This is a genomic window from Vibrio sp. JCM 18905 (genome assembly GCF_055393305.1).
Genome location: NZ_AP043880.1, coordinates 1,334,050 through 1,358,973, shown reverse-complemented (window position 1 = coordinate 1,358,973; position 24,924 = coordinate 1,334,050). Strand labels below are relative to the sequence as shown.

The 24,924-nt window shown below is 45.0% G+C and carries 20 protein-coding genes, 4 tRNA genes and 1 other annotated feature; of the genes, 11 read left to right on the top strand and 13 right to left on the bottom strand.

Going from position 1 to position 24,924, the window contains the following annotated elements:
• Positions 1-41: 41 nt before the first annotated feature.
• The 9 genes from ACZ5ZC_RS22950 to uvrY form a co-directional block, all read right to left on the bottom strand.
• Positions 42-1,286, bottom strand: coding sequence for a carboxynorspermidine synthase (locus ACZ5ZC_RS22950; RefSeq protein ID WP_012841628.1), 1,245 nt, complete (start codon positions 1,284-1,286; stop codon positions 42-44).
• An 18-nt stretch (positions 1,287-1,304) separates the two neighbouring features.
• Positions 1,305-4,181, bottom strand: a complete 2,877-nt coding sequence (locus ACZ5ZC_RS22945) for a diaminobutyrate--2-oxoglutarate transaminase family protein (protein WP_464932326.1) — start codon at positions 4,179-4,181, stop codon at positions 1,305-1,307.
• A gap of 911 nt (positions 4,182-5,092) precedes the next feature.
• Positions 5,093-5,168, bottom strand: a tRNA-Gly gene (locus ACZ5ZC_RS22940).
• 13 nt (positions 5,169-5,181) lie between these two features.
• Positions 5,182-5,268 (bottom strand) — tRNA-Leu (locus tag ACZ5ZC_RS22935).
• 77 nt (positions 5,269-5,345) lie between these two features.
• Positions 5,346-5,421 (bottom strand) — tRNA-Gly (locus ACZ5ZC_RS22930).
• 37 nt (positions 5,422-5,458) lie between these two features.
• Positions 5,459-5,532: transfer RNA gene (locus ACZ5ZC_RS22925), tRNA-Cys, on the bottom strand.
• Between the two features lie 464 nt (positions 5,533-5,996).
• Positions 5,997-6,554: a CDP-diacylglycerol--glycerol-3-phosphate 3-phosphatidyltransferase gene (pgsA, locus tag ACZ5ZC_RS22920; protein ID WP_005394805.1), complete on the bottom strand. Its 558-nt coding sequence runs from the start codon at positions 6,552-6,554 to the stop codon at positions 5,997-5,999.
• 46 nt (positions 6,555-6,600) lie between these two features.
• Entirely contained in the window at positions 6,601-8,433 is a 1,833-nt protein-coding gene (uvrC, locus tag ACZ5ZC_RS22915) for an excinuclease ABC subunit UvrC (RefSeq protein WP_258430997.1), read from the bottom strand.
• A 1-nt stretch (position 8,434) separates the two neighbouring features.
• Entirely contained in the window at positions 8,435-9,079 is a 645-nt protein-coding gene (gene uvrY / locus ACZ5ZC_RS22910; RefSeq protein WP_005386783.1) for a UvrY/SirA/GacA family response regulator transcription factor, read from the bottom strand.
• Positions 9,080-9,506: 427 nt separating this feature from the next.
• On the opposite strand from uvrY, the gene ACZ5ZC_RS22905 reads away from it, so the two are divergent.
• Positions 9,507-11,870, top strand: a complete 2,364-nt coding sequence (locus tag ACZ5ZC_RS22905; RefSeq protein WP_464932325.1) for a DNA polymerase II — start codon at positions 9,507-9,509, stop codon at positions 11,868-11,870.
• Here ACZ5ZC_RS22905 and ACZ5ZC_RS22900 read toward each other — a convergent pair.
• The gene (locus tag ACZ5ZC_RS22900) at positions 11,867-12,634 is read right to left on the bottom strand and encodes a nucleotidyltransferase family protein (protein WP_114323234.1); all 768 of its coding nucleotides are present in this window, start codon (positions 12,632-12,634) and stop codon (positions 11,867-11,869) included. The genes ACZ5ZC_RS22905 and ACZ5ZC_RS22900 overlap by 4 nt on opposite strands.
• A 194-nt stretch (positions 12,635-12,828) precedes the next feature.
• On the opposite strand from ACZ5ZC_RS22900, the gene efpL reads away from it, so the two are divergent.
• Both efpL and ACZ5ZC_RS22890 read left to right on the top strand, forming a co-directional pair.
• Positions 12,829-13,395: an elongation factor P-like protein EfpL gene (efpL, locus tag ACZ5ZC_RS22895; RefSeq protein ID WP_005376801.1), complete on the top strand. Its 567-nt coding sequence runs from the start codon at positions 12,829-12,831 to the stop codon at positions 13,393-13,395.
• 2 nt (positions 13,396-13,397) lie between these two features.
• Entirely contained in the window at positions 13,398-13,718 is a 321-nt protein-coding gene (locus ACZ5ZC_RS22890; protein ID WP_005376800.1) for an HI1450 family dsDNA-mimic protein, read from the top strand.
• 186 nt (positions 13,719-13,904) lie between these two features.
• On the opposite strand, the gene rluB is transcribed toward ACZ5ZC_RS22890, so the two are convergent.
• Complete coding sequence (rluB, locus tag ACZ5ZC_RS22885) at positions 13,905-14,843, bottom strand: 23S rRNA pseudouridine(2605) synthase RluB (protein ID WP_054867698.1); 939 nt, start codon at positions 14,841-14,843, stop codon at positions 13,905-13,907.
• A 565-nt stretch (positions 14,844-15,408) separates the two neighbouring features.
• On the opposite strand from rluB, the gene ACZ5ZC_RS22880 reads away from it, so the two are divergent.
• Positions 15,409-16,119, top strand: coding sequence for a calcium-binding protein (locus ACZ5ZC_RS22880; protein ID WP_464932324.1), 711 nt, complete (start codon positions 15,409-15,411; stop codon positions 16,117-16,119).
• A gap of 93 nt (positions 16,120-16,212) precedes the next feature.
• Here the strand turns inward: ACZ5ZC_RS22880 and ACZ5ZC_RS22875 are convergent, their stop codons facing one another.
• The gene (locus ACZ5ZC_RS22875; RefSeq protein WP_005376791.1) at positions 16,213-16,833 is read right to left on the bottom strand and encodes an L-threonylcarbamoyladenylate synthase; all 621 of its coding nucleotides are present in this window, start codon (positions 16,831-16,833) and stop codon (positions 16,213-16,215) included.
• A gap of 78 nt (positions 16,834-16,911) precedes the next feature.
• On the bottom strand, positions 16,912-17,769 hold the full coding sequence (gene rnm, locus ACZ5ZC_RS22870) for an RNase RNM (RefSeq protein ID WP_464932323.1): 858 nt from the start codon (positions 17,767-17,769) through the stop codon (positions 16,912-16,914).
• Between the two features lie 95 nt (positions 17,770-17,864).
• Here rnm and trpL2 point away from each other — a divergent pair, with 95 nt between their 5' ends.
• The 7 genes from trpL2 (at position 17,865) to trpA (ending at position 24,920) form a co-directional block, all read left to right on the top strand.
• Positions 17,865-17,990 (top strand): tryptophan operon leader peptide, encoded by a 126-nt coding sequence (trpL2, locus tag ACZ5ZC_RS22865; RefSeq protein WP_005376787.1) that lies wholly within the window; start codon positions 17,865-17,867, stop codon positions 17,988-17,990.
• Positions 17,937-18,040, top strand: a sequence feature (Trp leader region). It overlaps the preceding gene by 54 nt.
• Before the next feature lie 126 nt (positions 18,041-18,166).
• The gene (locus ACZ5ZC_RS22860) at positions 18,167-19,744 is read left to right on the top strand and encodes an anthranilate synthase component 1 (RefSeq protein ID WP_464932322.1); all 1,578 of its coding nucleotides are present in this window, start codon (positions 18,167-18,169) and stop codon (positions 19,742-19,744) included.
• A 5-nt stretch (positions 19,745-19,749) separates the two neighbouring features.
• Positions 19,750-20,358, top strand: a complete 609-nt coding sequence (locus ACZ5ZC_RS22855) for an aminodeoxychorismate/anthranilate synthase component II (RefSeq protein WP_054867695.1) — start codon at positions 19,750-19,752, stop codon at positions 20,356-20,358.
• A gap of 37 nt (positions 20,359-20,395) precedes the next feature.
• On the top strand, positions 20,396-21,406 hold the full coding sequence (gene trpD, locus ACZ5ZC_RS22850; protein WP_054867694.1) for an anthranilate phosphoribosyltransferase: 1,011 nt from the start codon (positions 20,396-20,398) through the stop codon (positions 21,404-21,406).
• Between the two features lie 13 nt (positions 21,407-21,419).
• Complete coding sequence (gene trpCF, locus ACZ5ZC_RS22845; protein ID WP_054867693.1) at positions 21,420-22,859, top strand: bifunctional indole-3-glycerol-phosphate synthase TrpC/phosphoribosylanthranilate isomerase TrpF; 1,440 nt, start codon at positions 21,420-21,422, stop codon at positions 22,857-22,859.
• Between the two features lie 64 nt (positions 22,860-22,923).
• On the top strand, positions 22,924-24,114 hold the full coding sequence (gene trpB / locus ACZ5ZC_RS22840) for a tryptophan synthase subunit beta (RefSeq protein WP_464932321.1): 1,191 nt from the start codon (positions 22,924-22,926) through the stop codon (positions 24,112-24,114).
• Complete coding sequence (gene trpA / locus ACZ5ZC_RS22835) at positions 24,114-24,920, top strand: tryptophan synthase subunit alpha (protein WP_134647450.1); 807 nt, start codon at positions 24,114-24,116, stop codon at positions 24,918-24,920. The genes trpB and trpA overlap by 1 nt, the downstream gene beginning before the upstream one ends.
• Positions 24,921-24,924 lie beyond the last annotated feature (4 nt).

Below are 24,924 nucleotides of genomic sequence, written 5' to 3'. Positions count from 1 at the left end.
AGTGCATCGGCTCAAACGTACAAATAAGAGTCGCTAAATTCTTACTTCAATTTATGGATAACAGGTTGTCCTGGCTCCAGTTCTTGAACATGCCAATCTAGACCAATAGATGGCATGGTTTCTAGGAATGGGTCAGGATCTAGCTGCTCCATGTTGAACACGCCTTTGTCTGCCCACTTGCCACGGAAGAACTGCAAAGCCGCAGTGATCGCAGGTACGCCAGTGGTGTATGAGATAGCTTGGTGTTCAACATCTTCGTATGCGACTTCGTGATCTGCGTTGTTGTAGATGAACACACTGCGCTCTTTACCGTCTTTCTTACCTTGAACCCAAGTACCGATACACGTTAGGCCAGTGTAGCCTGGCGCGAGAGATGTTGGATCTGGTAGTAGTGCTTTTAGCACGTGCAAAGGTTGAACAACCGTACCGTCGTGCAGTGTTAGTGGATCTGGGCTGAGTAGACCGATGTCACGCATTACATTGAAGTAATTTAGGTAACGATCACCAAAGCCCATCCAGAATTCGATACGTTTCGCCGGGATGAACTCTTGCATAGATCGAACTTCGTCGTGCGCCATTGAGTACACTTTATGTGAACCACAGTTCGGGAATTCAAACTCAAGCATACGTGAGTGACAAGGTACTTGTTTCCACTCGCCGTTTTCCCAGTAGAAGGAATCACCTTGAATCTCAAGCATGTTCGTTTCTGGGTCAAAGTTAGTTGCGAACTTCTTACCGTGGTCACCTGCGTTTACATCCATTACGTCGATAGTATCGATTTCATCGAACAGATGTTTCACCGCGTATGCAGCAAACACCGATACTACGCCCGGATCGAAACCGGCACCAAGAATACCTGTGATACCCGCCTCTTCAAACTTCTCACGGTAGCCCCACTGCCAATCGTAAGCTTGAGGTACTTGTTGGCCTTCAGAGCACAAATCAACCGCAACAGATGTATCAAGGTATGACACTTTAGCTTGGTAACATGCTTCCATAATAGACATGTTCACCCAAGGAGGACCCGCGTTGATCACTAAGTCAGGCTGCACTTCTTTAATTAAAGCAACTAAAGAATCTACGTCGTCCGCGTTTACCGCACGAGCTTCTAGTTTCTTAGTTGAATCTTTCAGATTGTTTTTCTTCTGAATCGATTCGATGATTTTCTCACACTTACCTACGGTACGTGATGCGATTGTGATATCACCCAGAACGTCGTTGTTTTGTGCCGCTTTATGTGCAACTACCCAGCCAACGCCGCCTGCACCAATCTGTAGAATTGCCATAGTTTTCCGTTACCTTTGTTAAACTAGCTCTGCCGCTAGCGTATTGATTTTTGAGAGCAAAGATTCAAAGTCCGCCGTCGTCAGACACGGGTTCAAAATCGTAAATTTCAATGCAGTTTTATCGTCAACAATGGTTTCACCCAATACCGCGATACCGCGTGTTAACGCTTCTAAGCGCAACGTTTTGTTCAGTTCGTCAAGATCCGCTGATTCATGTGTCGCGCGGAACAGAACCGTAGATAGTGATGGTTCAGCCAACAACTCAAAGTGTTTGTTATCTCGAATCATGTCCGCAACTTCAAGCGCCTGATCAAGCAAATGATCGTACATATCGCCTAGGGCTTTTGGCCCCACGCTTTGCATCGTCATAAACACTTTTAGCGCATCAAAACGCTTAGTTGTAGCAATAGACTTATCCACCAAGTTCGGCAGTTCGTCGTGTTCGCGGTTCAAATAGTCTGCGTGATGAAGCAGGAATTTAAAGTTAGACTTGTCATTCACCAACAGCGCGCCACAACTGATGGTTTGGTAAAACAACTTGTGGAAGTCTACGCTGATGGAGTGTGCACGCTCACAACCTTTCAGACGGGCTTTTTGGCTACTTAGAATCAGAGCTCCACCGTATGCACCGTCGACGTGCATCCACATGTCATGTTTCGCTGCCATATCGGCGATAAAGTCTAGGTCATCAATAGCACCGTGATCCGTTGTGCCCGCTGTGCCGACAATTGCAAATGGGATCAAACCTTCTGCTTTTGCCTGATTTAGAACTTCGTCTAACTTAGTGACATCCATCGTTCCATCGGCATTCGCATCGACGGCCATGACCGCTTTTTCACCCAATCCCATCCAAGACGCTGATTTTTGAACCGTGAAGTGGGATTTTTTCGAACATACAATACGCAGCTTGTCTGCGTATTCAGGAAGGCCAAGCTTTTGAATTGAGTGCGCACTGAGTTTGTCAGCAATCCAATCACGCGCAAGCATCAAACCCATTTGATTACTTTGCGTGCCGCCGCTCGTGAAGATACCGTCCGCTTTTTCACCTAACTCGTATTTATCGCATAGCCAGTTCACAACTTTCTGTTCAACATAAGTAGCTGATGAAGCTTGATCCCATGAGTCCATTGATTGGTTCAAAGCCGCAATCATTGCCTCTGCGGCAATAGCAGGCATCAACGGTGGAGTATGAAGGTGAGCGATACAATCTGGATGTTGAGTAAAAATCGCGTTTTTCGCGACCAACTCGGCTGCATCATCAATAACCGTTTTGAGAGGCGCATTTTTATTGTCAAGATCAACAGCATGGATCGCTGCTTCCAATGCTTTTGGATCCATACCTGAGTATGGTGCAGCAACCTGTTCAAACACTGATTTCATTGCTGTCGTAGTGTGATTCATCACCGAAGCAAACTCATTGCTGCCCAACTCTCCAGTGTGGATGAAATGCTTCTTCCATTCATCTTGTGGCTGAGTTTCGATGTGACTACCGCCTGCTGCTAAAATCGCGTCTTCAAATACACGTAAAGCAAAGTCGATTTGCTCAAACGAGATGATAAGAGGAGGAAGGAAGCGAATTACTGCACCTTCACGTCCGCCTTTCTCAACGATCAAGCCACGCTCAAGTGCTGCGCGTTGAATGGAAAGAGTGAGTTCACTATCCGCTTGAGGTTCGCCAAATTTATTGAGCTCACCGTTTGGATTTTTAATCTCCACACCAAGCATCAAGCCTTTGCCACGTACTTCTGCGATACAGTTCACGCGCTTTTGAATGCTTTCAAGACCATAGTGCAAATACTGGCCCGCAATATTGGCATGCTCAACCAGATTGTCACGCTGGATGATTTCTAATGCTTTCGCACCAGAGACCATGGCTAACTGATTGCCACGAAACGTACCTGTGTGTTCGCCCGGCTTCCAAGTATCATGCTGCTTGTTGATAACCAATAGCGACATTGGTAAGCCACCGCCAATAGCTTTTGATAAACACAGGATATCTGGAACAATTCCCGACTCTTCAAATGCGAAATTGTAGCCAGTTTTACCAACACCACACTGGATCTCATCGAAGATCAGTAAGATACCGTGTTCATCACAAATACGACGTAACTCTCGCAGCCAGAATGCTGGCGCAGGAACAACACCACCCTCACCTTGCACTGGCTCAACGATGATCGCAGCAGGCTTCATAATGCCCGATTCATCATCGTTTAAAAGACGATCGATATAGCGAATGCTTGCTTTCGCACCTTCATCACCGCCAAGCCCAAATGGACAACGCAGATTGTATGGGAAAGGCATAAAGTGCACGTCTGACATTAAACCAGTTCGACGCGCTTTCGTACCTAGGTTGCCCATCATGCCCATTGTGCCGTTAGTCATACCATGATATGCGCCACGAAAAGCAAACATGGTGTTGCGACCAGTAGTCTGCTTCGCGAGCTTGATCGCGGCTTCAACTGCATCGGCTCCAGACGGACCACAAAATTGGATAACGCTGTTCTCACTTAACTCTTGAGGAAGAAAAGATTTAACAGATTGAATAAACGTCGTTTTTGCTGATGTTGCAATATCTAGCGTCTGATATGGCAGACCCGAATCTAATTGCTCTTTCAGAGCTTGGTTTATTTCAGGATGGTTATACCCCAAAGCTAGAGTGCCCGCCCCCGCAAGGCAGTCTAAAAAGATCTGTCCACGTGTATCTTCAACCAAGCAACCAAAAGCTTGTTTGATTGCGATTGGCAAGCGACGTGGATAAGAACGCACTTCAGATTCATGCTCAGCCTGTTCAATCAATACTTGATCTGGCGTTAAGTCATACGTTCCCTCAACGATAGGAACCTGAGACGAAAAAATGTTTGCGATATTGCTATCGACTTCAAAGGCAGTGCTCATAATACATAATCCCTTGAATTATAATAATTCTATATCCTGTATTAATAATCATTGGAATGAAGTTACAGGAGGTGTGTATACCCCTCCGCATTTGTCAGTGCAAAATGACAAATACAGATCATCTGCCACGATATTCGTGACTTTATATGTAAAAGGGATTAATCAAGGTTCCGTAATGCACCCGTTTTGTAAAACAGGACATTTCGGCAGTATGAAGCTGATTAGTGTGTGTTTATTCAAAGGTTTCAATGTTGGGTTTCCCATTAATATGCCGCTTTTACAGCATTAGTATCCCGTCTATCGACAAAAGGCTTTGCCGATACCTACCCTACGCAGTGTCACAATCAGCTTGAATGGTCACTACGCGTATCCCCCAGAGATCAAACGTTGTTAATTACGCTCCGAGATTGCGCGCGAATTTATCACAAAATAAAATCTTCTGGCAACGATTTTTCATATTAGTAACAGTGACGCAAATCACAACAAAGTTCCCCCTAGTGATATTTGTACATTCATACTCATCTACAACGCTTTTCTTCTTTTCTCAAATACCTGTTATTTAAACAAATATCCTTACAATATCAGCGCCATGAACCAAAACGGTTTATGAACATACCACTCTTTAATCGTAGAACATTATTTTCAGTATCCAAGGTATTTAACAGAGCTAGTATTTACGTTACTGCTCAGCCTAAATCGATGAGTCTTTATTCACAGAACTTTGATTGACTAAACTTAAACTAGCCGGATGGGTATGGCCATGAAGTGACGTTGCTATGGCTAAAATTAACAAGAAGTTAAGTTAGTAAGCTGAAGGAGCTCAGTGCTTAACGAAATCCATCACAGAGAAGAAATTTAAGATTTGAAGAAATACAAAAAAGGCCCAACATTTTCATGCTGGGCCTTAAATCTGGAGCGACACACGAGGTTCGAACTCGTGACCTCAACCTTGGCAAGGTTGCGCTCTACCAACTGAGCTAGTGTCGCATTTAATATGAGATGGTGCCCCGGGCCGGACTTGAACCGGCACAACGCGAACGTCGAGGGATTTTAAATCCCTTGTGTCTACCAATTCCACCACCAGGGCACACAAATATTCTTTGTGATGCCTTTACAGAAAAGTAAAACACCATCTGATACCGCTAACGCCATATCAATAAAATTTGGAGCGACACACGAGGTTCGAACTCGTGACCTCAACCTTGGCAAGGTTGCGCTCTACCAACTGAGCTAGTGTCGCATTTATTCTCGAAAGCTATTCACTCTCAAAAGAATAATGGAGGCGCCTCCCGGAGTCGAACCGAGGTCCACGGATTTGCAATCCGCTGCATAGCCACTCTGCCAAGGCGCCTCATCTGTGAATAAAGCTAAGCTTTTTTCACCACCCTGTTGAGCTCTGCTCTCTTGGGTACGGAATGCATTCTACGGATTCGAGCGATCGAGTCAACACTATTTTTATTTTTTTAAATCGTTTGACTAGAATTTGTGCGAAAGACGGTAGATTGCTTAGTTTTAATACTAAAAATCGCTTAAATACACTTGTTTATCATAAAACTTTGGCTACGCCTTACACTGCTGGCCGTGCGTTACGTGTATTGAAGCGTTAACAATCAGGAGACTCGCTTCTCTGAGACTCTCCAAGGGCAAAAACAAGACTTAGATCACATATGGAACTCTATCGAAGCAAAAGCCCCAGATACAAATTTCAAGCATGACCGTTAGCAAGCATTGAAAAACGTGAGAAGCAAAGAAATGCTGTAGATTATCTTAGATACAAAAAAGCAGGCTATTAAGCCTGCTTTCTAATATCAGAATTTAATGATGCTCTTCATTCAACAGATCGTCTTTCGCAGCTGCTAAATATTGAATCATTGACCAGTACGTCAAGAAAGTTGCCACATACAAGGCTGCAAAGCCTAGCCAAACCATCCATTCATCGTAACGCCATATCAACACCCATAAGGCGAACATTTGCGAAACAGTTTTTACTTTGCCAACCCAAGATACCGCAACACTCGCTCGCTTACCGATTTCAGCCATCCATTCTCGCAATGCTGAGATAATGATTTCTCGCGCAATCATCGTTACCGCAGGAATGGTCACCCAAATTGAATGATAATGTTCCGTGATTAAAATCAATGCCGTTGCCACTAGCACTTTATCAGCAACAGGATCAATAAACGCACCAAAACGAGAAGTTTGGCCAAGTTTACGGGCCAACATGCCGTCAAGCCAGTCAGTAAAACCCGCTACCCAAAACACCATTGCTGCTGCAAACGGTGCCCATGAATAAGGTAGATAAAAGACAACCACAAAAACAGGGATTAGGAACAGTCTAAGAAGAGACAGAATGTTCGGGATATTCAAACGCATTTTATTATTCTCTTACACATTGCGGCTTAATGTTGCGCGATTTTCCTTATTGTTTCAATGCTTGGAAAATAATTTCTGCTAAAGAGTGACTTATTCCCGGTACTTTGGCGATTTCTTCGACACTTGCACGTTTAAGTTCTTGTAACCCACCCATGTACTTGAGTAACGCCTGACGTCGTTTAGGGCCGATTCCCTCAATCCCTTCAAGTGCACTAGTACGTCTGGTTTTACCTCGCTTAGCACGATGCCCCGCTATAGCATGGTTATGGCTTTCATCACGAATATGTTGAATAAGGTGCAGCGCTGGAGCATCGCTTGGTAAATGAAACTCGTCCCCATCGACTGTAATCAGCGTTTCTAAGCCTGGTTTGCGAGTGACCCCTTTCGCAATACCAATCATGATGGGACGCTTTGGCCAATCACCCCAATATTGCGAAATGATGTCATGCGCACGATTTAACTGGCCTTTACCACCATCGATAAAGATGATGTCGGGAATTTTCTCTACGTCCAATTGCTTCGAATAACGGCGCTCCAACGCTTGTCCCATTGCAGCGTAATCGTCACCACCGGTAATCCCAGTGATGTTATAGCGACGATACTCCTGCTTAACGGGGCCTTCGTTGTTGAACACCACACACGATGCAATCGTACTTTCCCCCATGGTATGGGAGATATCAAAACACTCCATTCGAGCAATAGACTCCAACTTCAATGTTTCGCGAAGCGCATGAAAACGCTGATTAATCGTCATCTTGTGATTGATTTTGGTGGTAATCGCTGTTAGTGCATTCGTGTTCGAAAGCTTGAGATACCTTGCTCGAGAGCCAGTTGGCGAGGTATGGAAATGAACCTTACGGCCTGCCACTTCACTTAACGCTTTCTGTATTGGCGCAATATCTTCTGCCAACTCTTGATTCAAAATAATACGAGAAGGAATTGTACGTGCTTCGTTATGGCTCAAATAGTATTGAGTCAAAAAACTATCGAACACTTCCTGCTGGCTTGTATTTTGTGGGATTTTCGGAAAATGGCTACGGCTACCAAGCACTTTACCTTGGCGTATCATTAGGATATGAATACACGCGATACCATTCTCCTGAGCAAACCCGAGTACATCCATATCATCCATGCTGTCTTCTGAGACGTACTGCTGCTCTTGAACACGTCTAATCGCTTGGATTTGATCGCGAAATTTAGCGGCATCTTCAAAGCGCAATTGCTGACTGGCAACTTCCATTTTCTCGATCAGTTGTTTGAGTACTTGCTGGTCTTTGCCTTGCAAAAACATGCGCACAAAGCCAACCAACTCTGCGTATTCTTCATCAGAAATGATGGTATCAACGCATGGCCCTGCACAACGGCCAATTTGGTACATCAAACATGGGCGCGTTCGGTTGGAATAGACAGTGTCTTCACACTGGCGCACAGGAAATATCTTTTGCAGCAAATGCAATGTTTCTCTTACTGCACCAGAATCTGGGTAGGGGCCAAAATATTCACCTTTGCGCTTCTTGGCGCCACGGTGGATAGAAAGCCGTGGGTGCTTATGACCGCTAATAAAGATATAAGGGTAAGACTTATCATCTCGCAGCAAAACATTGTATTTTGGTAAATACTGCTTGATGTAGTTATGCTCTAAGATGAGCGCTTCTGTCTCAGTGTGAGTCACTGTGACGTCAATTTTGGCGATATTACTGACAAGCGCGCGAGTTTTCTCACTGTCTACTTTTTTTCGAAAGTAGCTTGAAAGGCGCTTTCTTAGGTCTTTGGCTTTACCTACATAGATGACAACAGCTTCGGCGTTGTACATTCTGTAAACGCCGGGCTGATGAGTTACTGTCTTGAGAAAGGAAGCCGAATCGAAGGGAGGATTCACGCTAAAGGGTCTCGGTGTCCAGCATTCCGTGGCGAATCGCTAAGTGAGTTAACTCAACGTCACCATTAATGTCCAATTTACTAAAGAGTCGGTAGCGATAGCTGTTGACTGTCTTTGGACTTAAATTAAGTTGCTCAGAAATATCCGTTACCTTTTGGCCTTTGGTGATCATAAGCATGATCTGCAATTCACGTTCGGATAAGTCTTTAAAAGGGTTCTCAGAGGCTGGAGAAAATTGACTCAATGCCATCTGCTGCGCAATCTCTGGTGAGATGTAACGCTGCCCACTATTAACTACACGAATCGCATTCACCATTTCATCAGGGCCAGCACCTTTGGTTAAATAACCAGACGCACCTGCCTGCATCACCTTGGTTGGAAACGGGTTTTCTGTATGAACGGTAAGTACGATGATTTTCACATCAGGATTCACGCGAAGAATTTTTTTAGTGGCTTCCAAGCCACCAATTCCTGGCATGTTCATGTCCATTAAAACGACGTCAGCATGATTACTGCGACACCATTTTACTGCATCTTCACCGCTGTCAGCTTCTCCTGCTACGTTCATTCCACGGACGTCTTCAATAATACGTCGTATCCCTGTGCGAACCAGCTCGTGATCATCTACAAGGAAAACATTTATCAAACTTGTATCTCCACACTTTGTATTGGTTCTGCACCCACATAACCATTATTTGTTAAATGTGGATATCAGTATGACTGCCTATATACTAACGTAATCGACAAAAAATTGCTTTCTATGAATATGTGCTGAAACGCAAACTTTAGCAAGAACTTATTCATAAACCACTCTATTATTTTAGAGCGTGATGAGCAGAACCGAAATCTAAGAAAAGACAATTAACAACATTAAGTACAATAAATCAAGTAACTAGGTTTCATATTGCCCAGAGAAACACGCTATAACTTAAAATGACACTGCCCCTCTTGCACCAGAGGCTAACTTGTAATCACTAATTCCAGCAAAAATTTGAACCGTTTTCTTTACTGGTTATTTTTACAGTTCTTAATGTTAAACTAGCGTTCTTCAAGTTTTCTAAGGTTTCTCACATTTGAATATCCAACAAGGCTTTCTGCTTACTCGACAGGCACGAGACATCAAAGGTAAAACTCAAATCGAGCTGTGGCTTTCGACAGAAGCAGGTCCTACTCAGTTAATTATTAATGGTGAGAAGCCAGTATTTTTCATCGCTCAGAAACATTCAGAGCAAGCAAAAACACTCGCGCGAGAAAAAAACATACCCGTCGACATCCGCCTTTTGGATCTCAAAACGTTTGAACATAAGCCTCTTTCTGCATGCTATACCAACGTAACCAGAGACGCTCTCACACTTAAAGACACGTTCGCTCAAAATGATATCACCACTTACGAAAGTGATATTCGCCTCGCCGATCGCTACCTCATGGAGCGTTTTATTAAAGGCAGTATTGAGTTTACAGGCAATGTGACTCGTACCAATGGCTACCAACGCGTCCAGAACGCAAAATGCCGTGCGGGGCAATATGAGCCGAAGTTAAACGTTGTCTCGTTAGATCTAGAATGCTCTGAGAAAGGCATTCTTTACTCCATCGGGTTAGACAGCGTCATGGATTCCCGCGTTATCATGATCGGAGAACCAGAACCTTCGGATACACCGATACAATGGGTCCAGGATGAAAAGGCGCTTCTAGAAGCACTCATCGATTGGTTTAAACAATTCGACCCCGATGTCATTGTCGGTTGGAACGTCATTGATTTTGACTTTCGCCTGCTACACAAACGAGCAGAATGGCACAACATGAAGCTAATGCTTGGCAGAGCAGAGCAAGCCAGCTTTTTTAGAAGTTCATCTCAAAGCCAACAAGGGTTTATCTCCATTCCCGGGCGAGTTGTGATGGATGGTATCGATACGTTAAAAACGGCGACTTATCACTTTCGGTCTTGGTCATTAGAGTCTGTATCTCAAGAACTCTTGGGGGAAGGTAAAGAAATCCACAACGTTCACGACCGTATGGATGAAATCAATCGTATGTACCGCTCCGACAAACCATCGCTGGCTAAATATAACTTACAAGACTGCGTGTTGGTGAACAAGATTTTCAATCACACTCACCTGCTCGACTTTGCAATAGAGCGTTCTCGGCTCACTGGTGTAGAACTGGATCGTGTAGGCGGTTCGGTTGCAGCATTCACAAACCTATACATGCCTCAGATACACCGAGCAGGCTACGTTGCCCCAAACCTACACCCTGAAAATTGGATTGCGAGCCCCGGCGGTTACGTGATGGACTCCATCCCTAACCTATATGACTCCGTTTTAGTATTGGACTTTAAGAGTCTATATCCATCGATTATTCGCTCTTTCTTGATTGATCCTATGGGTTTGGTTGAGGGGTTATTACTCGATATTGGTAAAGAAGATGATCAGGCAGTACCTGGCTTTCGCGGTGGTCAGTTCCATCGTACGAAACACTTTTTGCCAGAAATGATTGAAAAGCTTTGGGCGGCACGTGATGTCGCGAAAAAGAACAATGAAAAAGCTTTTTCTCAGGCAATCAAAATCATCATGAACTCCTTTTATGGCGTACTGGGCTCATCGGGATGTCGTTTCTTTGATACTCGATTAGCTTCTAGTATTACCATGCGCGGACATGAGATCATGAAGCAAACTAAAGTGCTGATTGAGGAACAAGGCTATCAAGTGATTTACGGCGATACGGATTCCACATTTGTGTCGTTGAATCGACCATACAGTCAAGTAGAAGCCGACGCTGTTGGAAATCAATTAGTTGATTACATCAACTCTTGGTGGCAAGAACATCTACGCTCTGAGTACAACCTAACATCTATGTTGGAAATTGAATATGAAACCCACTATCGCAGATTCCTTATGCCAACAATTCGTGGCGCAGAAACTGGCTCGAAAAAGCGCTATGCGGGGTTAATCGGTGAAGGAGAGCAAGAGCGGATTGTATTTAAAGGGTTAGAAAGTGCCCGTACTGACTGGACCTCGTTAGCACAGAAATTTCAAAATACGCTCTATAGAATGATTTTTCATGGTGAAGACCCAAGCGACTATGTCCGAAAGATGGTTGAGAAAACCAACAACGGTGAATTTGATGAACAGTTAGTGTATCAAAAGCGACTGCGCAGAAAGCTGCATGAGTATCAGAAGAACGTCCCGCCACAAGTGCGTGCAGCTCGTTTAGCGGATGAGATAAATGCCAAGCTTGGACGTCCATTACAGTATCAAAACAAAGGACGAATTGAATACATTATAACCGTGAACGGTCCTGAACCTTATGAGTACCTCAATAGCCCGATTGATTATCAACATTACATTGATAAACAACTCAAACCCGTTGCAGATGCGATTCTCCCTTTCATTGGGACGGATTTTGACAGGCTTTCAGCACCACAAATGGGGTTGTTTTAACCGATACGAAACTCTGTTTTCTGGTACTGTTTGACTAACCAATCACCAAACGCATCAATTAGCCCGATAACAGAACGCTTGGGAATACCCCGGCCAGAAAGTAAAATTTCTAGCCGCTCGATCTCAAGCTGCTTTTCAGGATGATAAGTTAAGAATACCTTGCCACATTGTATAGGGTCATCAAACCAACGTTTATCTCGATACATCACCAAAGAGTATGACGCTCTTAGTAACTTTTTAGCAATCACGCGCTGGGCGGCCACCTGCTCTTCTATCGTCTTCGCTTGGACGATTTTTTTGCGATACACCGTAATCCAATCTTCCACATCCATATTCCAGTGCTTAGCAATTTCCCAACTTGGAACGTAATCACCAAAACAGTCTGCCAGATCATCACCATAAACACAGACACAACAATGCTTAAGCATAAAGCCCCAAGTGAAAATACTGTCTAAATTAGCTACTTCGCTCACTAAGGCTGTACGGACCGATACACCATTAACTTGAGGGTAACTCTGCTGCGCACGCCACTTAATTGTGTTGAGCAAAGTCGCGCGATTGTGCTCAAAGGATGATTGAGTAACGACAACCAGGTCTAAGTTCGACCTCCCAACGATCGCTGTTTTGCGAGCAACACTACCGTATACATAAACGCTGTGTAAATTTTGCCCCAGTCCACCTTTGAGACAAGCGGTGACTTCCCTAATTAAAGGCGCAAACTCTGGTTGAAATGGTTGTTTAGGATCGATAACAGGCAGAGACATGACTTAAAACGTGTTCTCAGATGGTTCAAGAAGTTGGACTATATGTTCTCTTAGCCGACTCACTGAATCAAGTCCATTCAGGTGTTTAGTCATGGGAGTAACAACAAATTTCTGCAATGAATTTTAATGCTAGGCGGCTAACTTAGCGCTATAATGACCGAGTTTTGCTTAATAAGTATGAATAGGAATATACAATGCCAAAGGCAAGTGAAATCAAAAAAGGCTTCGCAATCGAGTCTAATGGTAAAACTCTTCTAGTTAAAGACATCGAAGTAACGACTCCTGGCGGTCGTGGCGGCGCTAAAATCTACAAAATGCGTTGTACAGATCTAAACACGGGCGCACGTGTAGATGAGCGTTACAAGTCTGATGACGTTGTTGAAACGGTAGAAATGAACAAACGTGCAGTTGTGTACTCATATGCTGACGGCGATGAGCACATCTTCATGGATAACGAAGACTACTCACAATACACATTCAAGCACAATGAAGTTGAAGACGACATGCTGTTCATCAACGAAGATACACAAGGTATCCACATTATCCTTGTTAACGGTGCTGCTGTGGGTATTGAACTGCCATCTTCTGTTGAGCTAGTGATTGAAGAAACTGACCCGTCAATCAAAGGTGCTTCTGCATCTGCTCGTACTAAACCAGCACGCTTCGCTTCAGGTCTTGTCATCCAGGTTCCTGAGTACATTGCAACTGGTGACCGTGTTATCATTAACACAGCTGAACGTAAATACATGAGCCGAGCATAAGCATGTCTGATTTGATTTCTTACGACGACGTCATCGACGCAGCGTACGACATTTTCCTTGAGATGGCTCCAGATAATCTAGAGCCTGCTGACGTGATTCTGTTTACTGCGCAATTTGAAGATCGTGGTGCCGCAGAACTTGTTGAAACTGGTGATGACTGGGTTGAACATGTTGGCTTCGAGATCGACAAAGAAGTATATGCAGAGGTTCGTATCGGCCTAGTAAATGAGGAAAATGACGTTCTTGATGACGTATTTGCTCGTATGCTAATCAGCCGAGACCCTGAACATAAGTTCTGCCATATGCTTTGGAAACGCGATTAACGTTTCTTCATCATGATAAAAAATACCAGCCTAGTGCTGGTATTTTTTATCTGCGGTTTTTGTTTAGCTGCGATATTTTTTTACCCAAAGTCCCCTTCTCTATATCGGCTTTAGATCCTTTCGCTATGTAACAGATAAGAAAAAGGCTTGCCGAATTGGCAAGCCTTTCTGATGTTTTGCTATCGATTAACGATGCTTGTTACGTGCGCCTTGGTCACCAGCAGTCTTCTTCGGCTTACGACGAGAAGGGTTGTTGCTGCGGCCTTTTGGCGTGTTAACACGCTCTTCATGGCGCTTAACTGCGCGACGAATTTTTTGGCTGCGTGCACGCTCACGTTTGCGTGACGTGTTGTCTTTGTTCAGATCAAGCATGGTTTCTTTTTCTGGACGAAGCTCTACAAGCTCACGCAAGTAGTTTACTTCTTTCAGGTCAAGCTCCATCCAACCACCACGAGGCAGTTTCTTGTCTAAGAAGATGTCGCCGTAACGAACACGTTTCAGACGACTAACGGTACACTCTTGCGATTCCCATAGTCGACGAACTTCGCGGTTACGACCTTCGTTGATAACAACGTAAAACGTGTGGTTCATGCCTTCACCACCCGCGTAAACAACATCTTCGAAGCGAGCTAAACCGTCTTCCAGTTCAACACCTTTTACTAGATTACGAACTTTCTGTTCAGTTACTTCACCGAACACACGTACTAGGTATTCACGTTCAACTTGGCGGCTTGGGTGCATTAAGCGGTTCGCCAGTTCACCATCCGTTGTGAAAAGCAGAAGACCAGAAGTGTTCGCATCCAGACGACCAACTGAAATCCAACGAGAGCCACGAATTTTTGGCAGACGATCAAAAACAGTACGACGACCTTCTGGATCGTGACGAGTACACAGTTCACCCTCAGGTTTGTAGTACGCAAGTACACGACAAATCACTTCTTCTTGAATCTTTACAGAGACAATGTGACCATCGATACGAACTACGCTGCTCTCGTCTTCAAGTCTTTCACCAAGCTTAGCGACTACACCGTTCACGCTAACGCGACCAGATTTAATTAACGATTCAATCTCACGACGAGAACCGTGACCAGCACGTGCTAATACTTTTTGTAACTTTTCGCTCATTTATCTACCTATGTGTCGTCTTCACAGACGTCTAGACCAGGATTGGTCTGTATTTTGCTATTTACCCATTTCAGTGGGATTTTTCGGTCGGACATTATACGTAACTTTCTTAGTTAATGTAAGCTAAATCGGCGCCATTCTCCACACCAAAATTCACTTCAAAAATGACCGAAATATTTGTCCTATTCTGCAACTTTTTTACTACTTAAAGCAGGCATTGCTCAACGAGAATCCCACTAATATCGGTCTTCCTGAACCACTTTAACCACGCAGTACCTGATAAAATTGTCAGGGTTACAACAATAACCACTTGGGGTGTGTTTACTGTTCGTATTGCTAGAAAGCAACGAAGAATAAGCCGTCCCTGTTTGCTGCTAAGTAATACCAATCACCGCAGACAATGAGCGCTCATAGCAAAGCAAGGTCGTGGGTAACAAGACAAAAATTGTCTTTAAGTCATTAGTTCACATCAAAAATAACACTAATGCTATCGTGTACTCTGACTCACTCGGTTCGCTCTGCACTCTCGGCGATTGGCATAAATCAGACAAAAAGGAATAGAACAATGTCTATGCTAAATCTCGACCTAAATTGGATTTTTGGGACATCTCAAGATGACGATATGACAGGCACAAAAGGCTCTGAAACAACCGATATTTTCTTCGGCTTCTGTGGTGATGATAAGTTTGTAGGATACGGAGGTAATGATATTGTCTTCGGTGGCTGGGGAGATGATACCTTGCTTGGTGGCCGAGGTAACGACTTTGTTTCTGGCGGCTTTGGAAACGATTTCCTATCCGGCGGATTAGGAAACGACAAACTCTTTGGTGGCTGTGGCGACGACACAATTTTTGATTATTCAGGCAACAACTACTTGAGTGGTGGCTGGGGTAACGACACACTCGTTGTTGGTGATGGTGAATCAGTACTGAGCGGTGGCTGTGGAGACGACACCTTCGTGCTTACAAACCGCCTGGCTATTGGTGTACCGGATCAACCTGTATCCTCCAACGATATTGATGTCAAAGCCAACATTGTCGATTTTAATATTTTCCATGACAAACTTGTCTTTGATATGGGCCGAGACACTGATAACGATGGCATTCGAGATACGTTCTTGGATTCAGCGGATGATCTGACTTTATCTTACAATGAATGTGGCTGGGCAGTATTCTCAAGTGATGAATACAATGTTGAAGTGACACTAAACGGTGTGAGCTCTGTATACATCAACTATGCAGAACAAAATGGTATCGACATTTTCGATTTTGCTTAACCTCAATCAGTTAAGTTCAATGAGATATTCGATATGACAACTAAAATAGGAGGCGCTATGCCTCCTATTTTGTTTGGCGGTGGTGTGCGTCTACTATTCGAATGGTGCAGGGTCACCTGATCCCAAACGAACTACAACAGGTTCACCTTCGCTAAAGTCAATTACAGTCGTAGGTTGTTCACCTAGGTAACCGCCATTAAGAATCACATCAACCGCATGTTCTAGTTTATCGCGAATATCCTCTGGATCAGATTCTGTTACGTCACTGCCAGGTAGAATCAACGACGTAGACATCATCGGCTCACCTAATGCTTCCAACAAGTCCAAGGCAATTTGATTGTCTGGGACACGGATACCGATGGTCTTACGTTTTGCATTCATCAAACGACGCGGTACTTCTTTAGTACCTTTGAAGATGAAGGTGTAAGGACCTGGTGTGTTATTTTTCAGCAGTCGGAATGCAGAGTTATCCACTCGCGCATAGAGAGAAAGCTCCGACAAATCACGACACAGTAAAGTAAAGTTATGCTTATCATCCAGACGACGAATCTGACAGATTCGTTCCAGTGCCTGTTTGTTCTCCAACTGACAGCCAAGTGCGTACCCTGAATCAGTAGGGTAAACCACAACGCCGCCGTTACGAATGATTGCTACTGCTTGATTAATCAAGCGAGCCTGTGGGTTTTCTGGGTGAACGTAAAAAAACTGGCTCATTGTAATTCCTCATTATCGAGCCTCTCGGCTCTATATTTTATGGGTTCTCGACTTCGTATTACTGAGTATTACTGAGTATTACTGAGTATTATTCAACGAAGGATCTATTCCCCAATCTTTCCAAACTGGTTCGACGCCAGCAGGCAACCATAGGTTCCTTCCTAGCTCCATCCACGGTGATGGGTAGTGAAAATCACTGCCTTGAGAGGCTAATAGTTTGTATTGTATAGCATAATCAGCCAAGTTGCGCCTTTCTTGTTGCGCTTGCTGTGGCTGCGCAACTTCCATCGCATCACCACCCGCTTCGACAAACGCTGCTAGAAGACGCTTAATCCACTTCGCTGTCAACTTATATCTACCAGGATGCGCTAATACCGCCATTCCACCAGCCGCATGGATAGCATCAACCGCATCCTTCATCGAACACCAATTCGGTGGTACATAACCTGGGTTATTACGCGTTAGGTATTTTTTAAACACCATTTGCATGGTTTTTGCGTAACCATTATCTACCAACCATTTCGCGAAATGCGCTCTTGTCACTGGAGCATCACCGGCGATTTGCCTTACCTCTTCAAGCACACCTACTCGAGTTGCTTTTTGTAGTCGCTCTGCCATTAACTCAGATCGTGTTATGCGATGCTGCTTCTGCTGTTCTATAAGGGCAGATAATTGTTCATTTTCCGGATCGATATTCAGGCCGACAATATGAATATCTTTGTTTTGCCAGACGGTCGATATCTCAATGCCATTGATGATTTTTATCGGCAAATTATTATCTTGAACGTATTGCTTAGCTAACGCCAAACCGTCAACCGTATCGTGATCAGTGATCGCCAAAACCTCGATATCAAAACTCAGCGCCCTTTCCACTAAATCTTTAGGTTCTAACCGACCGTCCGATGCAGTGGTGTGACTATGTAAATCAATTCTCATATTTTTATCGTTTTAATGCCGTTTTGGGGTTGACTTTTTACTCTCGCACTAGTTAACTAGTACACAAATACAAAGTACGTAATTTAAGGTTCACCATGTTACAAGAGTTTAACCAAAACCAAAAAGCGAAAGTTGCGGTTTGTCTTAATAAGGCAAACTCATCAGATCTTGCTTGGTGGCGCACTTGGACTAGTTCTTGGTGGGCAAACGTATACTTCTAGTTTATAGAACCAAACGTTGTAAAGCCCGCTACTCAAGCGGGCTTTTTTGTTTTGTTGCTCATTTCACACTCAACTGCCTAAACATTAATCGAATATGGCTAACTCTAGATTGGGAGAACGTTTGCTTTATGCGACTATGTACGGCAGGAAGATTTAGACAGCTACAAGGAGGTCTTGTGAATAAGGCCATAGAAATCAAGAAACTTGGATGCCTAGAAGTATTAAAGACTTCGGTTCCTTACACTCAAGACCCAACACGTTTGTTCCATACCATTTGTGAGAACAAAAGAGATAGCTTGCTTCTCGAATCCGCTGAAATTGATTCGAAACAGAATCTAAAATCACTTTTAATCGTCGATTCAGCGGTGCGCATCGTTTGTTACGGCCACACTGTAAACATGCAGGCGTTAACCAACAACGGTAAAAACCTACTGTCTCACCTAAACCAGAACATCCGTGGTGACGTTGAAAGTAAGTTCGATGGCGAAACGCTGACTTTGGAGTTTAGCCAGCCATGCGACACGTTAGATGAAGATTCTCGCCTACGTGAAGCCTCTTCTTTCGATGCGCTACGTTTGGTTCAGCATAGTTTTGAGATTTCACAGCAAGACAAACACGCTATTTTCCTTGGTGGTCTGTTTGCCTACGACTTAGTCGCAAACTTCGAGCCGCTTGGTAATGCAGAAGCAACAAATCAGTGTCCAGATTACGTTTTCTACGTCGCGGAAACACTACTTGTTGTCGACCATCAAACGGAATCTTGCCAGCTTCAAGCTACATTGTTTGTGGATGATTCAGAAAAACTAGCGCTAGAGACTCGCATTGCAGAAATCAGCACTCAATGTGCAGCACCAAAACTGTTGCCAAGCGCTGAGCAAATAGCTGACGTGACGGTTGAACCAAGCGTATCTGATGATGACTTCTGCCAAATCGTTCGCGACTTGAAAGAGTTCGTAGTGAAAGGCGATGTATTCCAAGTCGTACCATCTCGCCGATTCACTCTACCTTGCCCTTCCCCATTGGCTGCCTATAAAGAGCTGAAACAAAGTAACCCAAGTCCTTACATGTTCTACATGCAAGATGAGCTGTTCACTTTGTTTGGCGCATCACCAGAAAGCGCGCTTAAGTACGAAACCGACACCAACCAAATTGAAATCTATCCAATTGCAGGCACACGTCGCCGCGGTAAGCGCCCTAACGGCGAGATCGATTTCGACCTAGATAGCCGAATCGAACTTGAACTGCGTACCGACATGAAAGAAAACGCAGAGCACATGATGCTGGTTGACTTAGCACGTAACGACGTTGCTCGTATTGCTCAAGCTGGCACACGCCACGTAGCAGACCTACTAAAAGTCGACCGCTACAGCCACGTAATGCACTTAGTATCTCGTGTGGTTGGTCAACTGCGTGAAGACCTAGACGCCCTGCACGCATACCAAGCTTGTATGAACATGGGCACGCTCACTGGCGCACCAAAGATTCGTGCGATGCAGTTGATTCGCGATGTAGAAGGCGCACGACGCGGCAGCTACGGCGGTGCTGTGGGCTACCTAACTGGTGAAGGTACACTCGACACATGTATCGTAATTCGCTCAGCTTACGTTGAGAACGGTATTGCTCAAGTTCAAGCAGGCGCAGGCGTGGTGTTCGACTCTGATCCACAAGCGGAAGCAGACGAAACGCGCGGCAAAGCACAAGCGGTAATCTCTTCTATTCAAGCAGCGCATTCTCAACCTACGAACAAGGAGTAGCAGACATGGCGAACATCGTATTCATCGATAACTTTGACTCGTTCACCTACAACCTTGTGGATCAGTTCCGCTCGCTAGGCCACTCAGTCAAGATTTACCGAAACAACATCCCAGCAGAAACCATCGAACAAGCGGTAAACGAGCTTGAAAACCCAGTGGTTCTGCTATCGCCGGGCCCTGGTGCACCGTCAGAGGCAGGCTCAATGCCAGAACTTATCCTACGCATGAAAGGTAAAGTTCCGATGATCGGTATTTGTCTTGGTCACCAAGCGATTGTTGAAGCATACGGCGGCACCGTCGCTGGCGCGGGTGAAATCATTCACGGTAAGGTGTCTATGATGGAGCACCAAAACCATGCGATTTACCAAAACCTACCATCACCACTTGCGATTGCACGTTACCACTCGCTGGTTGCGACCAAAGTTCCTGAGAGTCTAACCATCACGGCAGAAGTGGATGACTTGGTGATGTCTGTTGTACATGAAGAAGATAAAGTTTGCGGGTTCCAGTTCCACCCGGAATCTATTATGACGACCTACGGAGCAACACTGTTGGCCAATGCCATTGAATGGGCACTTGAAGAACAAACTTCAACAAACCCACTCACTGCTTAAAAAGCACTTGGCACATAAGAAATTTAGGAGAGGAAATATGGAAGCAATCATCAACCCTATTATTACCAAACTGTACGAGCAAGAATCGCTTACTCAGGAAGAGAGCCAACAGCTATTCGACATCATTATCCGTGGTGAACTAGACCCAATTTTGATGGCATCAGCACTGACTGCACTAAAAATCAAAGGCGAAACACCAGATGAAATTGCGGGTGCGGCGAAAGCACTGCTGGCAAACGCAAACCCATTCCCTCGTCCAGATTATGACTTCGCAGATATCGTAGGTACGGGCGGCGATGGTCACAACACCATCAACATTTCAACCACTGCGGCGTTTGTTGCTGCAGCATGTGGGCTAAAAGTAGCGAAACACGGTAACCGCAGCGTTTCAAGCAAGTCTGGTTCTTCTGACCTTCTTGATTCATTTGGTATTAACCTAGCAATGAGCGCAGAAGATACGCGCAAAGCGGTCGACGAGATCGGTGTTGCTTTCCTATTTGCACCTCAATACCACGGTGGTGTGCGCCATGCGATGCCAGTGCGTCAAACCATGAAAACACGCACTATCTTTAACATTCTTGGCCCACTGATTAACCCTGCTCGTCCTAACATCGAATTGATGGGCGTTTACAGTGAAGAACTGGTTCGTCCTATCGCAGAAACCATGCTACAAATGGGTATGAAGCGCGCCGCAGTGGTACACGGAAGTGGTTTGGACGAAGTCGCGATTCATGGCGAAACAACGGTTGCAGAAATCAAAGACGGCAAGATCACTGAGTACACGCTAACACCAGCAGACTTCGGTCTAGAAGCGCACCCGTTAGAAGCAATCAAAGGTGGCGATCCTGAAGAAAACAAGGCGATCATTACCAATATCCTGACGGGTAAAGGTACAGACGCACAATTGGGTGCAGTAGCGGTGAACGTTGCTCTGCTAATGCGTCTATTCGGTAACGAAGATTTAAAAGCCAACACGCAACAAGCGATTGAGGCAATGAATTCAGGCAAGGCGTACCAATTGGTACAACAACTTGCCGCACACGCTTAAGGAATTGAAGAAGATGACTGACTTCAACACTCAGCAAGCTGACAACCTGTCTGAACACGTTTCTAAGAAAGAAGCAGAAATGGCAGAAGTACTGGCAAAAATTGTCCGCGACAAATATCAGTGGGTAGCAGACCGTAAGGTGTCTCAACCGCTAAGCACCTTTCAGTCTGATTTGCTGCCATCGGACCGCAGCTTCTACGATGCACTGAGTGGCGAAAAGACAGCATTCATCACCGAATGTAAGAAGGCGTCTCCTTCCAAAGGTTTGATTCGTGATCACTTCGACTTGGATTACATTGCATCGGTTTACAACAACCATGCTGATGCAATTTCAGTATTAACAGACGAGAAATACTTCCAAGGTAACTTCGACTTTCTTCCTCAAGTGCGTGGTCAAGTCAAACAGCCAGTTCTGTGCAAAGACTTCATGGTAGATACCTACCAAGTTTACCTAGCGCGTCATTACAGTGCTGATGCTGTCTTGCTAATGCTGTCTGTCCTCAATGATGAAGAGTACAAAGCCCTAGAAGAAGCAGCACACAGCCTGAACATGGGCATTCTGACCGAAGTCAGCAACGAAGACGAGCTTCATCGTGCCGTTAATCTAGGAGCACGCGTTATCGGCATCAATAACCGTAACTTGCGCGACCTAAGTACCGATTTGAATCGTACTAAAGAACTGGCACCGACAATTCGCGAACTGGCTCCTAACGCAACAGTAATCTCAGAATCTGGCATTTATACGCATCAACAAGTTCGTGATTTAGCGAAATACGCAGACGGCTTCTTGATTGGTAGTTCACTGATGGCGGAAGACAACTTAGAACTTGCTGTACGTAAAGTGACGTTGGGTGAAAACAAAGTGTGTGGCTTAACGCACCCAGATGACGCAGCAAAAGCATATCAAGCTGGCGCGGTATTTGGTGGCCTGATTTTTGTCGAGAAGTCGAAGCGTGCGGTTGACCTTGAAGGTGCGCGCTTAACCATGAGCGGTGCTCCACTGAATTACGTTGGCGTTTTCCAAAATCACGATATCGATTTTGTTGCTTCAGTCGCAACCTCTTTGGGTTTAAAAGCAGTTCAGCTGCACGGTCAAGAAGACCAAGCTTACGTAAACCAACTCAAAGCCGAACTGCCAACAACAGTAGAAATTTGGAAAGCTTATGGCGTGACTGATGCCAAGCCAGAACTGCTTGTAGACCACATTGACCGCCATCTATTAGATGCTCAAGTTGGCACTCAAACTGGCGGAACTGGTCAAGTGTTCGACTGGTCACTGATCGGTGACCCAAGTCAAATTATGCTAGCGGGCGGACTGTCGCCAGAAAATGCTCAACAAGCAGCGACACTAGGTTGCTTGGGATTAGATTTAAACTCTGGTGTAGAAAGTGCACCAGGCAAAAAAGATTCACAGAAGTTGCTCTCGGCATTCACCGCCATTCGCAACTACTAAAGCTGTATTTCAGCTAAAAAATTTAAAGCTATTCGTAGCGAAAAATACGAGAAGGAATATAACGATGGCAAAACTGAATGCCTACTTTGGCGAATACGGCGGTCAGTACGTTCCGCAAATTCTAGTTCCAGCACTGGAGCAACTAGAGCAAGCGTTTATCGACGCGCAAGAAGATCCAGAATTCCGCAGCGAATTCATGACGCTTCTTCAAGAGTATGCGGGCCGTCCAACGGCTTTGACTCTAACTCGTAACCTAACCAAAGGTACGAAAACCAAACTGTACCTAAAACGTGAAGATCTGCTTCACGGTGGCGCGCACAAGACCAACCAAGTGTTAGGTCAAGCTCTGCTTGCGAAACGCATGGGTAAAAACGAAATCATCGCAGAAACCGGCGCAGGTCAACACGGCGTAGCAACTGCACTAGCGTGTGCGCTACTTGGTCTGAAATGTCGTGTTTACATGGGTGCAAAAGACGTTGAACGTCAAAGCCCGAACGTATTCCGTATGAAACTCATGGGTGCAGAAGTCATTCCGGTTCACTCAGGTTCAGCAACACTTAAAGACGCATGTAACGAAGCGCTGCGCGACTGGTCTGCAACTTATGAAGACGCGCACTACCTACTAGGTACAGCGGCTGGTCCTCACCCATTCCCAACCATAGTGCGTGATTTCCAACGAATGATCGGTGAAGAAACTAAGAATCAGATTTTGGCACGTGAAGGTCGTCTTCCTGATGCAGTTATCGCGTGTGTGGGCGGTGGTTCAAACGCTATCGGTATGTTTGCTGACTTCATCGAAGAAGAAAGCGTTCGCCTAATTGGGGTTGAGCCAGCAGGTAAAGGTATCGATACAGACCAACACGGTGCACCACTTAAACATGGCAAAACGGGCATCTTCTTTGGTATGAAGGCGCCATTGATGCAAGATCCAAACGGCCAAGTAGAAGAGTCTTACTCGGTATCCGCAGGTCTTGATTTCCCTTCAGTTGGTCCACAGCACGCACACCTAAACGCAATTGGCCGTGCAGAATACGACAACGTAACTGACGACGAAGCGCTCGAGGCATTCCAAGAATTGGCTCGCAGCGAAGGGATCATCCCAGCTCTAGAGTCTTCTCACGCTCTAGCTCATGCATTGCGCATGGCTCGTGAGAATCCTAAGAAAGAACAACTATTGGTCGTAAACCTATCTGGTCGTGGTGACAAAGACATCTTCACCGTACACGCCATCCTAGAAGAAAAAGGAGTGATTTAATGAGCCGTTATGAGAAGATGTTTGCGCGTCTAAACGAAAAAAACCAAGGCGCATTTGTACCGTTCGTAACGGTTTGCGATCCAAACGCAGAACAATCTTACAAGATCATGGAAACCCTCGTTGAGTCTGGCGCAGACGCCCTTGAACTTGGTATTCCATTTTCAGATCCGCTTGCAGATGGCCCAACCATCCAAGGCGCTAACATTCGTGCGCTAGATTCAGGCGCTACACCAGATATCTGCTTTGAACAAATTGGTAAGATTCGTGCTAAATACCCAGATCTGCCTATTGGCCTTCTGATGTACGCGAACCTAGTTTACTCACGCGGTGTCGAAAACTTCTACGAGCGTTGTGCAAAAGCAGGCATCGATTCTGTTCTGATTGCAGACGTACCAACCAATGAAAGTGCAGAGTTTGTTGCAGCAGCAGAGAAGTTTGGTATTCACCCAATCTTTATCGCGCCACCTACAGCCAGTGATGAAACGCTTAAACAAGTATCAGAGCTTGGCGGTGGATATACTTATCTACTCTCTCGTGCTGGCGTCACTGGTGCAGAAACCAAAGCAAACATGCCAGTTGGTCACATGTTAGATAGATTAAACCAGTTCGATGCACCACCAGCGCTGCTTGGCTTCGGTATTTCTGAACCAGCACAGGTGAAACAAGCAATAGAGTCTGGCGCAGCAGGGGCCATCTCCGGTTCAGCTGTGGTGAAAATCATTGAAGCGAATGTCGAGCAGCCACAAATTATGCTCGATAAACTTGGTGATTTTGTGTCAGCGATGAAAGCCGCCACTCAGAAATAATTTC

Coding starts and splice junctions, on each gene's coding strand:
- ACZ5ZC_RS22950 (WP_012841628.1), bottom strand. CDS start 1,286: ATGGCAATTCTACAGATTGGTGCAGGCGGCGTTGGCTGGGTAGTTGCA.
- ACZ5ZC_RS22945 (WP_464932326.1), bottom strand. CDS start 4,181: ATGAGCACTGCCTTTGAAGTCGATAGCAATATCGCAAACATTTTTTCG.
- pgsA (WP_005394805.1), bottom strand. CDS start 6,554: ATGCGTTTGAATATCCCGAACATTCTGTCTCTTCTTAGACTGTTCCTA.
- ACZ5ZC_RS22900 (WP_114323234.1), bottom strand. CDS start 12,634: ATGTCTCTGCCTGTTATCGATCCTAAACAACCATTTCAACCAGAGTTT.
- efpL (WP_005376801.1), top strand. CDS start 12,829: ATGCCAAAGGCAAGTGAAATCAAAAAAGGCTTCGCAATCGAGTCTAAT.
- ACZ5ZC_RS22890 (WP_005376800.1), top strand. CDS start 13,398: ATGTCTGATTTGATTTCTTACGACGACGTCATCGACGCAGCGTACGAC.
- rluB (WP_054867698.1), bottom strand. CDS start 14,843: ATGAGCGAAAAGTTACAAAAAGTATTAGCACGTGCTGGTCACGGTTCT.
- ACZ5ZC_RS22880 (WP_464932324.1), top strand. CDS start 15,409: ATGTCTATGCTAAATCTCGACCTAAATTGGATTTTTGGGACATCTCAA.
- ACZ5ZC_RS22875 (WP_005376791.1), bottom strand. CDS start 16,833: ATGAGCCAGTTTTTTTACGTTCACCCAGAAAACCCACAGGCTCGCTTG.
- rnm (WP_464932323.1), bottom strand. CDS start 17,769: ATGAGAATTGATTTACATAGTCACACCACTGCATCGGACGGTCGGTTA.
- trpL2 (WP_005376787.1), top strand. CDS start 17,865: ATGTTACAAGAGTTTAACCAAAACCAAAAAGCGAAAGTTGCGGTTTGT.
- ACZ5ZC_RS22855 (WP_054867695.1), top strand. CDS start 19,750: ATGGCGAACATCGTATTCATCGATAACTTTGACTCGTTCACCTACAAC.
- trpD (WP_054867694.1), top strand. CDS start 20,396: ATGGAAGCAATCATCAACCCTATTATTACCAAACTGTACGAGCAAGAA.
- trpCF (WP_054867693.1), top strand. CDS start 21,420: ATGACTGACTTCAACACTCAGCAAGCTGACAACCTGTCTGAACACGTT.
- trpB (WP_464932321.1), top strand. CDS start 22,924: ATGGCAAAACTGAATGCCTACTTTGGCGAATACGGCGGTCAGTACGTT.
- trpA (WP_134647450.1), top strand. CDS start 24,114: ATGAGCCGTTATGAGAAGATGTTTGCGCGTCTAAACGAAAAAAACCAA.